Origin of the sequence: Afipia carboxidovorans OM5 (assembly GCF_000218565.1) — a bacterium.
GTDB classification, from domain to species: Bacteria; Pseudomonadota; Alphaproteobacteria; order Rhizobiales; family Xanthobacteraceae; genus Afipia; species Afipia carboxidovorans.
In genome coordinates this window covers 3,540,100-3,553,578 of the sequence record NC_015684.1, presented here as the reverse complement: position 1 = coordinate 3,553,578, position 13,479 = coordinate 3,540,100, and the positions used below count along the sequence as shown (strand labels likewise).

The following is a 13,479-nucleotide window of genomic DNA, read 5'->3' as shown; positions in this document are numbered from 1 at the left end:
GCCGGGTGCGGGCATGGATGCGTCCTCACCCTCGCCGCTTTACCGGCGCTACGAGCAACTCATCGAATCCGACGCCATCGAACGCGATGCGGCGCAGGCCGACGCCGTGGCGAAGCTCGAGACGCTCGAGACGCATCTCGATCACTACAAGCCACGCAAGCAGGGCCTGTTCGGCCGGCTGTTTGCCGACGACACACCGCCGCCGCGCGGGCTTTACATCCACGGCGAGGTCGGTCGCGGCAAGACCATGCTGATGGATCTGTTCTTCCAGGCGAGCACGGTCGTCTACAAGCGCCGCTCGCACTTCCACGAATTCATGGGCGACGTTCACGATCGCATCTTCAATTTCCGGCAGAAGATCGCAGCGCGTGAGATCGCCGATGCCGATCCGATTCAACTGACGGCGAACTCGATCTTCGAGGAAGCCTGGCTCCTGTGCTTCGACGAATTCCACGTCACCGACATCGCAGATGCGATGATCCTCGGGCGGCTGTTCGCGCGGCTGTTCGAACTCGGCACCGTGATCGTTGCGACCTCGAACGTGGCGCCGGAGGATCTCTACAAAGGCGGTCTCAACCGCGCGCTGTTCCTGCCGTTCATCGCTGATATCGAAGCGCGGATGGAAGTGCTGCGGCTCGATGCCCGTACCGACTACCGGATGGAAAAGCTCTCCGGCATCCGGATGTGGCTGGTCCCCGACGATGCAGCCGCCGCCGCGACGCTCGATGCCGCATGGCTCAAGCTCACCGGCAGCGCGGATGCACCCCCGCGCGACATCGCGCTGAAAGGCCGCGTGCTGCATATCGATCATTCCGCGCACGGCGTCGCGCGTTTCACCTTCGAGGATTTATGCGAGCGCCCGCTCGGCCCGCCGGACTATCTGCGCATCGCGCGCGATTATCACACCGTGCTGATCGATCATGTGCCGGTGATGGAGTTCGAGGAGCGCAATCCGGCGAAGCGATTCATCTCGCTCATTGATGCGCTCTACGACAACAAGGTGAAGCTGATGGCCTCGGCGGCCGCGGAGCCGTCGTCGATTTATCGTTCCGAGGAAGGCGTGGAAGCGCGCGAGTTCGCCCGCACGGTGTCGCGCATCATCGAGATGGGCTCTGACTCCTATCTCGCGCTGCCTCACGGACGCAGCGATTCCGCAGCGAGCGGCGCAAGCACGGGCCTGGTCGAAACCTAGTGTGTCGCGTGTCGTGAACTGCAAAAGCAGCGCGACACCCCCTCCGGAAAGCGACTTGAACGGCCCTGCCGAAAGGTTTAACGGGTTTCGACGCCTCGGTTCACCTTGCCTCACAGGGACATTTTTCACATGGCACGTAACAAGATTGCGTTGATCGGGTCCGGCCAGATTGGCGGCACCCTCGCTCACCTCGTCGGCCTCAAGGAGCTTGGCGACGTCGTGATGTTCGACATCGTGGAGGGCGTGCCGCAGGGCAAGTCGCTCGACATCGCCCAGTCCTCGCCGATCAGCGGCTTCGATGCCGTGATGAAGGGCACGAATTCCTACGAGGCGCTCGATGGCGCCGATGTCTGCATCGTCACCGCAGGCGTTCCGCGCAAGCCGGGCATGAGCCGCGACGATCTTCTCAGCATCAATCTGAAAGTGATGGAGCAGGTGGGCGCCGGTATCGCCAAATATGCGCCCGACGCTTTCGTGATCTGCATCACCAACCCGCTGGACGCGATGGTCTGGGCGCTGCAGAAGTCCTCGAAGCTGCCGGCGAAGAAGGTGGTCGGCATGGCCGGCGTGCTGGATTCGGCGCGCTTTCGCTACTTCCTGGCTGATGAATTCAATGTCTCCGTCGAGGACGTGTCGGCCTTCGTGCTCGGCGGCCACGGCGACTCCATGGTCCCGCTGGTGCGTTATTCCACGGTGGCCGGTATTCCGCTGCCGGACCTCGTGAAGATGGGCTGGACCTCGCAGGGCCGCATCGACGAGATCGTCAACCGCACCCGCAACGGCGGCGCGGAGATCGTCAACCTGCTCAAGACCGGCTCGGCCTTCTATGCACCCGCCGCATCCGCGATCGCGATGGCGGAAAGCTATCTGCGCGACAAAAAGCGCGTGCTGCCGTGCGCGGCGTATCTCTCCGGCGAATACGGCGTGAAGGATATGTATGTCGGCGTGCCGGTGGTGATCGGCTCCAAGGGCGTCGAGCGCATCGTCGAGATCGAACTCTCGGGCAAGGATCGCGAAGGCTTCGACAAATCCGTCGTCGCGGTGCAGACGCTTGTCGATGCGTGCAAGAAAATCGCGCCCGATCTTCTTGGAAAATAATTCCACTAAATTATGCGACGTCACGTCGCGCTTTCGATAACGAACGGCCGGTCCAAAGACCGGCCGTTTTCATTGGTGAATTCAAATTCTGGTATTCTAAACGCCAGTAGCGTTGCAGCGATAATGCGAATTGCTAATTCATCGCTTGTGTCTTTTATCTGCGAACTTTCGCCCTAAATAGGGTAGAGAGTGCGTTATCACATTGACGACGCAGAACTGAATGTCGGGTTCAGTTTTCTGGTCGTCGTCTCAGCCCATCAGGACACGATATGTCCCGCCAGGACGCGAACGCCAACTTCGCCCTTACTTCCTTCCTTGACGGCGCCAATGCCACCTACATCGACGAGATGTACTCCCGCTACGACGCGGACCCGTCCTCGGTCGACCCGGAATGGCAGGCATTTTTCCAAAGCCTGAACGACCCGCCAGCCGATGTCGACAAGAACGCCCGCGGCCCGTCGTGGGAAAAGCCGCATTGGCCGCTTGCGCCGACCGATGAGCTGACCTCCGCGCTCGACGGCAACTGGGCGCAGATCGAAAAGGTCGTCGGCGACAAGATCGCGGCGCGTGCTGCGGCCGCGACGCCTTCGGTCAGCGCCCGCGACATCATGCAGGCGACGCGCGATTCGGTGCGCGCGCTGATGCTGATCCGTGCCTACCGCATGCGCGGCCACTTCCACGCCAATCTCGATCCGCTCGGTATTCAGGAGCAGATCGACCATGAGGAGCTCGATCCGCGCTCCTATGGCTTCACCGACGACGATTACGATCGCAAGATCTTCCTCGATCACGTGCTCGGCCTTGAATACGGCACGCTGCGTGAGATCGTTGCGATCTGCGAGCGTACCTATTGCCAGACGCTCGGCGTCGAATTCATGCACATCTCCAATCCGGAGCAGAAGGCCTGGATTCAGGAGCGCATCGAGGGTCCGGACAAGGAAATCAGCTTCACCCGCGAGGGTCGCCGCGCGATCCTGATGAAGCTTGTCGAAGCGGAAGGCTTCGAGAAATTCTGCGACCTCAAGTTCACTGGCACCAAGCGCTTCGGCCTCGATGGCGGCGAAGCGCTGATCCCCGCGCTCGAGCAGATCATCAAGCGTGGCGGCAATCTCGGCGTGCGCGAGATCGTGTTCGGCATGCCGCATCGCGGCCGTCTCAACGTGCTGACCCAGGTGATGGGCAAGTCGCACCGCGCGTTGTTCCACGAATTCAAGGGCGGCTCCGCCAACCCCGACGAGGTCGAGGGCTCGGGTGACGTCAAATATCACCTCGGTGCCTCTTCCGACCGCGAGTTCGACAACAACCAGGTGCACCTGTCGCTGACGGCGAACCCCTCGCATCTCGAGATCGTCGATCCGGTGGTGCTCGGTAAAACCCGCGCCAAGCAGGACCAGAACGGCGATCCGGCCGATGACCGCATCTCGGTGCTGCCACTCTTGATGCATGGCGACGCGGCATTCGCAGGCCAGGGCGTGGTGGCGGAATGCTTCGCGCTGTCCGATCTCAAGGGCTATCGCACCGGCGGTTCGGTGCATTTCATCGTCAACAACCAGATTGGTTTCACCACCTATCCGCGTTACTCGCGCTCCTCGCCCTATCCCTCCGATGTGGCGAAGATGATCGATGCGCCAATCTTCCATGTGAACGGCGACGATCCCGAGGCGGTGGTGTTTGCCGCCAAGGTTGCGATCGAATTCCGGCAGCGCTTCCACAAGCCTGTTGTGATCGACATGTTCTGCTATCGCCGCCACGGTCACAACGAGGGCGACGAGCCTGCGTTCACCCAGCCGGTGATGTACAAGAAGATCGGCGGGCATGCTTCGACGCTCGATATCTACTCCAAGCGGCTGATCGCCGATGGCGTCGTCACCGAAGGCGAAGTCGAAAAGGCGAAGGCCGACTGGCGCGCGCGGCTCGATGCCGAGCTCGAAGCCGGCACAAGCTACAAGCCGAACAAGGCCGACTGGCTCGACGGCAAGTGGACCGGCTTCAAATCGTCCGAGGCGGGCGTCGAACCGGGCCGGGTGATGACCGGCGTGCCGCTCGAAGAGCTGAAGGCGATCGGCAAGAAGATCACTGTCGCGCCCGATGGTTTCCATCTGCACCGCACCGTGCAGCGCTTCCTCGACAATCGCGCCAAGGCGATCGAGAGCGGCGAGGGCATCGACTGGGCGACCGGCGAGGCGCTTGCGATCTGCACACTGCTGCAGGACGGACGTAACGTGCGTCTCTCTGGTCAGGATTCGGAGCGCGGCACCTTCTCCCAGCGCCATTCGGTCCTGTTCGATCAGGAGGACGAGAGCCGCTATACGCCGTTCAACCATCTCGGCGGCAAGGTCGGCAATTACGAGGTCATCAACTCGCTGTTGTCCGAAGAGGCCGTGCTGGCGTTCGAATACGGCTACTCGCTGGCCGAGCCGAACGCGCTTACGATGTGGGAGGCGCAGTTCGGCGACTTCGCGAACGGCGCGCAGGTGGTGTTCGACCAGTTCATCTCCTCCGCCGAGCGCAAATGGTTGCGTATGTCCGGCCTCGTCTGCCTGTTGCCGCATGGCTATGAGGGGCAAGGACCGGAGCATTCTTCGGCGCGACTGGAGCGCTTCCTGCAGATGTGCGCGGAAGACAACATCCAGGTTGCGAACCTCACGACGCCGGCGAACTATTTCCATGTGCTGCGGCGCCAGCTCAAGCGCGAGTTCCGCAAGCCGCTGATCCTGATGACGCCGAAGTCGCTGCTGCGCCATAAGCGCGCGGTTTCGAAGCTCGACGAGTTCGGGCCGGAGACGTCGTTCCACCGCATCCTGCGCGACGACGCGGAGACGGGCGGCGAGATCAAGCTGGTCGATAACGCCAAGATCCGCCGCGTCATCCTCTGCTCCGGCAAGGTCTATTACGACCTCTACGAGGAGCGCGAGAAGCGCGGCATCGACGACATCTATCTGCTGCGCATTGAGCAGCTCTATCCGGTGCCGCTGAAGACGCTGGTGCAGGTGCTCGAACCCTTCAAGGGCGCCGAATTCGTCTGGTGCCAGGAGGAGCCGCGCAACATGGGCGCGTGGCACTTCATCGAGCCGTATCTCGAGTGGGTGCTCAACCAGATCGGCGCCACCGGCAAGCGTCCGCGTTACGCGGGCCGTGCCGCATCGGCTGCGACCGCGACGGGCCTGATGTCGAAGCATCTCGCCCAGTTGAAGGCGCTGCTCGACGAGGCGCTCGGCTGAGACGATTTTTAGCGGCGGCGCGCCACGCGCCGCTGCTGATGATTTTTAGAAGAAGCGTTGGTGGCTCCCGCTGCCGAAGACGCAAAAAGGGCAAGACATGGCTGAAATCCGCGTTCCGACACTCGGCGAGTCCGTCACCGAGGCCACCATTGGCCGCTGGTTCAAGAAGACCGGCGACGCCGTTGCCGTCGACGAGCCGCTCGTCGAACTGGAGACGGACAAGGTGACGATCGAGGTGCCCTCGCCATCCGCCGGCACGCTCGGCGAAATCGTCGTCAAGGATGGCGAGACGGTCGCCGTTGGCGCGCTGCTCGGCCAGATCACCGAAGGTGCGGCCAAGCCTGCCGCGGCGAAGCCCGCAGAGGCGGCGCCGGCGAAGCCTGCTGCGGCTGCGGCCGCCGCTGCTCCGGCTCCCTCACAAAAATCGCCGCCGGCTGATGCGCCGCAGGCGCCCTCCGTACGCAAGCTGTCAGCCGAGAGCGGCATCGATGCCGGGACTGTTGCCGGCAGCGGCAAGGATGGCCGCGTCACCAAGGGCGACATGCTAGCCGCAATCGAGAAGGCAGCGGCCTCCCCGACGCCGATCAACCAGCCTGCCGCCTCGCTGCAGGTGCGCGCGCCTTCGCCGCCGGATGATGCCGCGCGCGAGGAGCGGGTGCGGATGACGCGACTGCGCCAGACCATCGCCCGCCGCCTCAAGGACGTGCAGAACACCGCCGCGATGCTGACGACCTTCAACGAGGTCGACATGTCGAACGTCATGGCCCTGCGTGGCCAATACAAGGAGATGTTCGAGAAGAAGCACCACGCGAAGCTTGGCTTCATGGGCTTCTTCGTGAAGGCTTGCGTGCAGGCGCTGAAGGAAATTCCGGCAGTGAACGCCGAGATCGACGGCACCGATATCGTCTACAAGAACTATTATCATGTCGGCGTCGCCGTCGGCACCGACAAGGGCCTCGTGGTGCCGGTGGTGCGCGATTGCGATCGCAAATCGATCGCCGAGATCGAAACCACCATTGCCGATCTGGGCAAGCGCGCGCGCGACGGTCAACTCAAGATCGACGAGATGCAGGGCGGCACCTTCACCCTGACCAATGGCGGCATTTATGGCTCGCTGATGTCGACTCCGATCCTCAACGCGCCGCAGTCCGCCATTCTCGGCATGCACAAGATTCAGGAGCGCCCGGTCGCGATCGGCGGCAAGGTCGAGGTGCGGCCGATGATGTATCTCGCACTGTCCTACGATCACCGCGTCATCGACGGCAAGGAAGCGGTGACCTTCCTCGTCCGCGTCAAGGAGAACCTCGAGGACCCGGCGCGGCTCGTGCTCGACCTGTAACGAAGATTTCCGATCTGCGGCCTTGCTGGTCGCGGCTCGCCTTTTCGCAGGCGTTTCATCGCCTCGAGAGAAGGGTCTGATGAACAGAGTTGTCATCGTCACGGGGGGAAGTCGCGGCATCGGTCGTGCCGTTGCGCTCGCGGTGGCTGCGCGTGGCCATGACGTCGTGGTCGGATACGCGAGCAATAAGGCGGCGGCCGACGAGGTTGTCGGGCAAATCGAAGCGGGTGGCGGCAAGGCGATTGCGGTGAAGTGCGATGTCGGCTCCGAAGCCGATATCCTCAATCTGTTCAAGCAGGCCGACCAATTCGGCTCCCTATGGGCGCTCATCAATAATGCCGGCATTGTCGATCAGGCCGCGCGCCTTGATGGAATGTCCGCTGCGCGGCTCTCCCGGATGATGACTGTCAATGTTGTCGGCAGCATGCTGTGCGCACGCGAGGCGACGAAACGTCTTTCGACGAAGCATGGCGGCAAGGGCGGGGTGATCGTCAATCTGTCGTCCCGTGCTGCCGTTCTCGGCGCGCCCGGGCAGTACATCGATTATGCCGCCTCCAAGGCTGCAATCGATGCCGTGACGACGGGGCTTGGCCGGGAGCTTGGCAACGAGGGCGTGCGCGTTGTCGGAGTCCGCCCGGGCCTGATTGATACGGAAATTCATGCCAGCGGCGGCGACGCCGAGTTTGCCCGCCGTCTGGCGAATACCGTGCCGATGCAGCGTGTCGGCACGCCTGAGGAGATTGCCAACGCCATTGTCTGGCTCATCTCCGAAGATGCTTCTTATGTGACGGCAACAACGATGGATGTGTCGGGCGGGCGCTGACGTTCGCCCTGACAACAGCGATTTAGAACAGGATAGAGCAATGTCTTCTTACGATCTCGTCGTTATCGGCACCGGCCCGGGCGGTTATGTCTGCGCCATTCGCGCGGCGCAGCTCGGCATGAAGGTGGCGGTGGTGGAGAAGAACCCGACCTTCGGCGGCACCTGCCTCAATGTCGGCTGCATTCCTTCGAAAGCGCTGCTGCACGCGTCCGAGCGCTTCGAGGAAGCAGCGCACATGCTGCCGAAGATGGGTGTCGGTGTTGGCACACCGACGCTCGATCTCGCGGCGCTGATGAAGTTCAAGGACGACGGTGTCGACGGCAACGTCAAAGGCGTTGGCTATCTCTTCAAGAAGAACAAGATCGAGACCTTCACCGGGCTTGGCCGCATCATCGGCACCGGCAAGGTCGAAGTGAAAGGCGCGGACGGCAAGACCGAGACGCTGGAGACCAAGAATATCGTCATCGCCACCGGCTCAGATGTCGCGAAGCTCAAGGGTGTTGAGATCGACGAGGCCCGTATCGTGTCGTCAACCGGCGCGCTGAAGCTCGACAAGGTGCCGGAAAACCTCGTGGTGATCGGCGCGGGCGTGATCGGCCTCGAACTCGGCTCGGTGTGGCGGCGTCTCGGTGCCAAGGTCACCGTGGTCGAATTCCTCGACCGCATCATTCCGGGCATGGACGGCGAGATCGCGAAGTCGTTCCAGCGCATTCTCGAGAAGCAGGGCTTTGCCTTCAAGCTCGGCAGCAAGGTCACCGGCGTCGATTCGTCGGGCAAGACGCTGAAGGTGCAGGTCGAGCCGGTTGCAGGTGGCAACGGCGAGACGCTGGAAGCCGATGTCGTGCTGGTTGCGACCGGTCGCGTGCCTTACACCGATGGCCTTGGCCTGAAGGAGGCCGGCGTCGAACTCGATCAGCGCGGTCGTATCAAGACCGATGCGCATCTTTCGACCAATGTGAAGGGCATCTACGCGATAGGCGACGTCATCGCTGGGCCGATGCTCGCGCACAAGGCGGAGGATGAAGGCGTTGCGGTGGCGGAGACGCTCGTGGGCCAGGCGGGTCACACCAATTACGACGTGATCCCGAGCGTGATCTACACCTTCCCGGAAGTCGCGTCGGTCGGCAAGACCGAGGAAGAACTCAAGCAGGCCGGCGTTGTCTACAACGTCGGAAAATTTCCGTTCACCGCGAACGGCCGCACCAAGGTCAACCAGACCACCGATGGTTTCGTGAAGATTCTGGCCGATGCCAAGACCGACCGCGTGCTCGGCGCGCACATCATCGGTGCCGAGGCGGGCGAGATGATTCACGAATGCGCGGTGCTGATGGAATTCGGCGGTGCGGCGGAGGATCTCGCACGCACCTGCCACGCGCACCCGACCCGTTCGGAAGCCGTGAAGGAAGCGGCGATGGCGGTCGCCAAGCGCGCTATTCATATGTGACGGTTGCCGTAGGGGCGACCTCACACGCACTGGTCGTCATCACCGGGCTTGTCCCGGTGATCCACGTCTTACTTCCCACTGTGCCGAAGCGCGTGGATGGCCGGGTCAAGCCCGGCCATGACGCATTGGGAACGCTCTTATATCAAATGCACGGCATGCGGTGCGAACACGCCGATGCCGGTGAAGACAAGGCCGATCACCGCGAGCAACCCCGCGCCCCAGGCGAGCGCCACCATGCCGGTGATGATGGTGGCCGACGCCAGCACGATGCCGATCTGGAATGCTGCCGAGGCGAGCTCGAAATGATGATAGCGCGCGGCGGCAAGATCGCGGTCGTGCTCGGCATGCTTGGCGCGGGCGGCAAGTTGCTCGGAGCCCTCGCCGGTTTCCGGCTCTGAGCGATAGCGCGCGGCGGTCTTCTGCCAGACGTCGATCTGCTTGGCGGCGGCAGCTTTCACCGCCTCGTCCGGGGAGGTCGCGCTCGCGACTTTCATCTCCTCGATCGCGGTCTGTACCGTGGTGCGGCGGATGCTTTTTGCCTGAAAGAACGCCCAGAGGTTCGCGGCCTCGACGTTCTTGCTGATCGATTCGGTCTGGGCGCTTTTCCCGAGCGTTTCCGAGAAGGCGAGGAACAGGGCGATGACGGCAATCAGAAGCGCGATCTTCTTGTTGGAGCCGGAGGCGTGCTCCGCATGTTCGGCATGCTCCATGCTCTCGTGGGCGCTCATCGGTGATTCTCCCGCTGGGTTGGCCGCGCACGATTGAACGGCGGATGGGGCGGGCGCAAGGCCGTCGCAGTGTTGGAAACTGCTTTTTTCGCAGGGCGCACGATATATCGCGCGGGTGTGATCGCCGGGCGTCAGGCGCGGGGGTGAGCGCTCTGGTAGACGTCCATCAGCCGTTCGGCGTCGATGCCGGTATAGATCTGGGTGGTCGAGAGCGAGGCGTGGCCGAGCAGTTCCTGGATCGCACGCAGGTCGCCGCCGCGCGATAATAAATGTGTCGCAAACGAGTGACGCAGCGCGTGCGGGGTGGCGCTGTCCGGCAGGCCGAGCGCGCCGCGGAGCCGTTCCATGGTCAACTGAATAATGCGCGGGGAAAGCGGCCCGCCGCGCGCGCCGACGAACACCGGTTTGTCCGGCGAAAGCTCATAGGGGCACTGCGCGATGTAATCCTGCACGGCGTCCAGCACGGCCTGCAGCACTGGCACCATCCGGGTCTTGTTGCCTTTACCCGTCACAGTGATGACGTCGCCGCGTCCTGGTTCGGGAATGTCGCGCCTCGCAAGGCCGAGCGCTTCGGAAATGCGCAGGCCCGAGCCATAGAGCAGCGCCATCACGGCGGCATCGCGCGCCCAGATCCACGGTGGACGATCCTCGCCGGCGCGGATCTCGGCTTCGGTGAGATGGCGTGCAGCCGACACCGCGAGCGGCTTCGGCAGGCTCTTGGAAATCTTCGGCGCACGGATCGCCGACAGTGCGCCGACCTTGCCTTTGCCTTCGCGCTCCAGAAAGCGCCCGAACGAGCGCAGCCCTGCGAGCGCACGCATCAGCGAACGGCCGGCGACATCGTGGCTGCGGCGCGACGCCATGAAGGCGCGCACGTCGGTGGCTTCAATCCCGGCAAAGGAAGCGAGCGAAACCGGCTTGCCCCAATGTTCCGCGAGAAAGCCGATGCACTGGCGCAGATCACGCTCATAGGCTTCCAGCGTCTTGGGCGACAGCCGCCGCTCGCTCTTCAAATGCGCAAGCCAGCGTGCGACCTCGGCCTGAAAATCGCCGGTCGCAGGCAGCGCGATGCTGCCGGGGTCGGGCTGAGCTTGAGGTTTCGATGTGCGCTTGGCCATGCCGATATTGAATTCGATGTGAAGGCGAGGGTTTCGCCGGTTCGCGACGCGTCGCCTGTGAAGGTGGCGGCGGTCGCGCAATTGCGATACTCACATCGGGCCGTTTATCCTTTGTTAAATCCCACGCCGGATGCCCTCATGCCCAGGCGCGTTGTCGACGTCCTTGTCCCGGTGGCGCTCGACCAGACTTATTCCTACAGCGTGCCGGAGGGTCTCGACCTCACCGTGGGCGATGTCGTGACGGTACCGCTCGCCGCGCGCGAGGTGACGGCCGTGGTCTGGGCCGAAAACCCCAATCCCGATCCGCGCCTGCACAACCGCCTGAAGGATATCAGCGGCAAGCTCGACGTGCCGCCGTTGCGCGAGGAACTGCGTCGCTTCGTCGATTGGGTCTCGACCTACACACTCGCCTCGCGCGGCATGGTGGCGCGGATGACACTGCGCATGGGTGAGCATCTTGGCCCCGAGCGCGTGCGTCTTGGCGTGCGGCTTGTGGGTGCGCCGCCCGCGCGGATGACGGCGGCGCGCGCCCGTGTGCTCGATCTTCTCAGTGACGGCTTGCTGCGCCCGAAGTCGGAAGCGGCAAAGGAAGCGGGCGTCAGCGTCTCGGTGATCGAAGGCCTTGTCGATGAAGGCACGCTCACGGTCGAGCCGATGCCGCGTGAAAAACCGATGCAGCCGCCGGACCCTGCGTTCGCAGAGCCGGATTTCTCACCCGAGCAGAGCGCGGCGGCGGCGGAGATGCATGCGCTCGCGCAGAAGGATGACTTCGCAGTGGCGTTGCTCGATGGCGTCACCGGTTCGGGCAAGACCGAAGTCTATTTCGAGGCGGTCGCCGAGATCATCCGCAAGGGACGGCAGGCGCTGATCCTGATGCCGGAGATCGCGCTGACCGGACAATTTCTCGACCGCTTCTCGCAACGCTTCGGCGTGCGGCCGATCGAGTGGCATTCCGAGCTCACGCCGCGCACGCGCGCGCGTAACTGGCTCGCGGTGGCGAATGGCGAAGCGCAGATCGTGGTCGGCGCGCGCTCCGCGCTGTTTTTACCTTATGCCGATCTCGGCCTCATCGTCGTCGATGAGGAGCACGACCAGGCCTACAAGCAGAGCGACGGCGCGCATTATCATGCCCGCGATATGGCGGTGGTGCGGGGGCACATCGCGAAAATTCCCGTGGTGCTGTCGTCGGCAACGCCATCGGTCGAAACCGAAGTGAACGCCCGCACCGGCCGCTACACGCGCATCGCGCTGCCGTCACGTTTCGGCGGCCAGCATATGCCGCAGATCGAGGCGATCGATCTGCGTCGCGAAGGGCCGCCGCGCGGCCGCTTCATTTCGCCGCCGCTTGCGGAGGCGGTGAAGTTCGCGGTGGAGAGGCGCGAGCAGGCGCTCCTCTTTCTCAACCGCCGCGGCTATGCACCGCTGACGCTATGCCGTGCCTGCGGCCATCGCTTCTCGTGCAACATCTGCGATGCGTGGCTGGTCGATCATCGCTTTCGCCAGCGGCTTGTCTGCCATCACTGCGGCTTCTCGATGCCGCGTCCGCATCAGTGCCCGCAATGCGGCGCGGAGGAATCGCTCGCCGCGATCGGCCCCGGCGTCGAGCGGTTGCAGGAAGAAGTCGCGAACCTTTTCCCCGAAGCGCGCACCATGGTGCTGTCGAGCGATCTCATCACCGACATCGAGACCATGCGGTCGGAACTGAACGAGATTGCTGAGGGGCGCGTCGATATCATCATCGGCACGCAGCTCGTGGCGAAGGGGCACAACTTCCCGCGCCTCAACCTCGTCGGCGTGGTCGATGCCGATCTCGGCCTTGGCAACGGCGATCCACGCGCGGCCGAACGCACTTTTCAATTGCTCAATCAGGTGATCGGGCGTGCGGGGCGCGAGCAGGGGCGAGGCGTTGGCTATTTGCAGACGCATCAACCGGAACACCCGGTGATGAAGGCGCTGGTCGCCTCCGATCGCAAGGCGTTCTACGACAGCGAGATCGAGGCGCGGGAGCGCGCGGCCTATCCGCCGTTCGGACGGCTCGCGGCACTCATTATTGCTGCGGCGAACCGGCCGGATGCGGAAGGCTTTGCGCGCAAGCTCGTGGGTCTTGCGCCGCGCGAGGAACGGGTGATCGTGCTGGGGCCTGCGGAAGCGCCGCTCGCCGTCATCAAGGGGCGTCACCGCTTTCGCATTCTGGTGAAGTCGCAGCGCGTGTTCGACCTGTCGGGTTATCTGCGGACCTGGCTCGCGGCCGCGCCAAAGACCAAAGGCAGCCTCACGCTCGAAGTCGATATCGACCCGCAGAGTTTCCTCTAGCTGTCATTCCGAGGAGCGTAGCGACAAGGCAATCGGAATGTTGGAATGCACTCGATCGTCATCACCGGGCTTGTCCCGGTGATCCACGTCTTATTTTCATTGTGCCTTGGGACATGGATGGCCGAGTCAAGCCCGGCCATGACGAAAATATGCTGTCCAAAAAAACGAAAGAGCCGGCATTTGCGCCGGCTCTCGTCAACTCT

General features: G+C 63.3%; 9 protein-coding genes. 7 read left to right on the top strand and 2 right to left on the bottom strand.

All coding sequences use genetic code 11. The annotated features are described in order from the left end of the window. Nucleotides 1-13 precede the first annotated feature (13 nt). From zapE to lpdA, 6 genes are all read left to right on the top strand, one after another. A complete protein-coding gene (gene zapE, locus OCA5_RS16870) occupies nucleotides 14-1,192 on the top strand; it encodes a cell division protein ZapE (RefSeq protein WP_012561755.1) in 1,179 nt (392 codons plus the stop codon). Nucleotides 1,193-1,321: 129 nt separating this feature from the next. After that, nucleotides 1,322-2,290 carry a malate dehydrogenase gene (gene mdh / locus OCA5_RS16865; RefSeq protein WP_013913418.1) on the top strand — a complete coding sequence of 323 codons (969 nt, stop codon included), beginning with the start codon at nucleotides 1,322-1,324 and terminating at the stop codon, nucleotides 2,288-2,290. Nucleotides 2,291-2,559: 269 nt separating this feature from the next. Next, the gene (locus OCA5_RS16860) at nucleotides 2,560-5,511 is read left to right on the top strand and encodes a 2-oxoglutarate dehydrogenase E1 component (RefSeq protein WP_012561757.1); all 2,952 of its coding nucleotides are present in this window, start codon (nucleotides 2,560-2,562) and stop codon (nucleotides 5,509-5,511) included. 97 nt (nucleotides 5,512-5,608) lie between these two features. After that, nucleotides 5,609-6,850 carry a 2-oxoglutarate dehydrogenase complex dihydrolipoyllysine-residue succinyltransferase gene (gene odhB / locus OCA5_RS16855; protein ID WP_012561758.1) on the top strand — a complete coding sequence of 414 codons (1,242 nt, stop codon included), beginning with the start codon at nucleotides 5,609-5,611 and terminating at the stop codon, nucleotides 6,848-6,850. Between the two features lie 79 nt (nucleotides 6,851-6,929). After that, the gene (locus OCA5_RS16850; RefSeq protein ID WP_012561759.1) at nucleotides 6,930-7,673 is read left to right on the top strand and encodes an SDR family oxidoreductase; all 744 of its coding nucleotides are present in this window, start codon (nucleotides 6,930-6,932) and stop codon (nucleotides 7,671-7,673) included. Between the two features lie 40 nt (nucleotides 7,674-7,713). After that, a complete protein-coding gene (gene lpdA, locus OCA5_RS16845; protein WP_012561760.1) occupies nucleotides 7,714-9,117 on the top strand; it encodes a dihydrolipoyl dehydrogenase in 1,404 nt (467 codons plus the stop codon). A 137-nt stretch (nucleotides 9,118-9,254) separates the two neighbouring features. Here lpdA and OCA5_RS16840 read toward each other — a convergent pair whose 3' ends face one another. Together OCA5_RS16840 and OCA5_RS16835 are read right to left on the bottom strand one after the other, a co-directional pair. Further along, nucleotides 9,255-9,845, bottom strand: coding sequence for a DUF4337 domain-containing protein (locus tag OCA5_RS16840; RefSeq protein WP_012561761.1), 591 nt, complete (start codon nucleotides 9,843-9,845; stop codon nucleotides 9,255-9,257). A gap of 131 nt (nucleotides 9,846-9,976) precedes the next feature. Next, on the bottom strand, nucleotides 9,977-10,963 hold the full coding sequence (locus tag OCA5_RS16835) for a tyrosine recombinase XerC (protein WP_013913417.1): 987 nt from the start codon (nucleotides 10,961-10,963) through the stop codon (nucleotides 9,977-9,979). Nucleotides 10,964-11,101: 138 nt separating this feature from the next. Here OCA5_RS16835 and OCA5_RS16830 point away from each other — a divergent pair, with 138 nt between their 5' ends. Further along, complete coding sequence (locus tag OCA5_RS16830) at nucleotides 11,102-13,276, top strand: primosomal protein N' (protein ID WP_041559545.1); 2,175 nt, start codon at nucleotides 11,102-11,104, stop codon at nucleotides 13,274-13,276. Nucleotides 13,277-13,479: the final 203 nt, after the last annotated feature.

Excerpts from the sequence above, each read along its gene's own strand:
- OCA5_RS16850 (WP_012561759.1), top strand. The coding sequence starts at position 6,930 with ATGAACAGAGTTGTCATCGTCACGGGGGGAAGTCGCGGCATCGGTCGT.
- lpdA (WP_012561760.1), top strand. The coding sequence starts at position 7,714 with ATGTCTTCTTACGATCTCGTCGTTATCGGCACCGGCCCGGGCGGTTAT.
- odhB (WP_012561758.1), top strand. The coding sequence starts at position 5,609 with ATGGCTGAAATCCGCGTTCCGACACTCGGCGAGTCCGTCACCGAGGCC.
- OCA5_RS16860 (WP_012561757.1), top strand. The coding sequence starts at position 2,560 with ATGTCCCGCCAGGACGCGAACGCCAACTTCGCCCTTACTTCCTTCCTT.
- OCA5_RS16835 (WP_013913417.1), bottom strand. The coding sequence starts at position 10,963 with ATGGCCAAGCGCACATCGAAACCTCAAGCTCAGCCCGACCCCGGCAGC.
- OCA5_RS16840 (WP_012561761.1), bottom strand. The coding sequence starts at position 9,845 with ATGAGCGCCCACGAGAGCATGGAGCATGCCGAACATGCGGAGCACGCC.
- zapE (WP_012561755.1), top strand. The coding sequence starts at position 14 with ATGGATGCGTCCTCACCCTCGCCGCTTTACCGGCGCTACGAGCAACTC.
- mdh (WP_013913418.1), top strand. The coding sequence starts at position 1,322 with ATGGCACGTAACAAGATTGCGTTGATCGGGTCCGGCCAGATTGGCGGC.
- OCA5_RS16830 (WP_041559545.1), top strand. The coding sequence starts at position 11,102 with ATGCCCAGGCGCGTTGTCGACGTCCTTGTCCCGGTGGCGCTCGACCAG.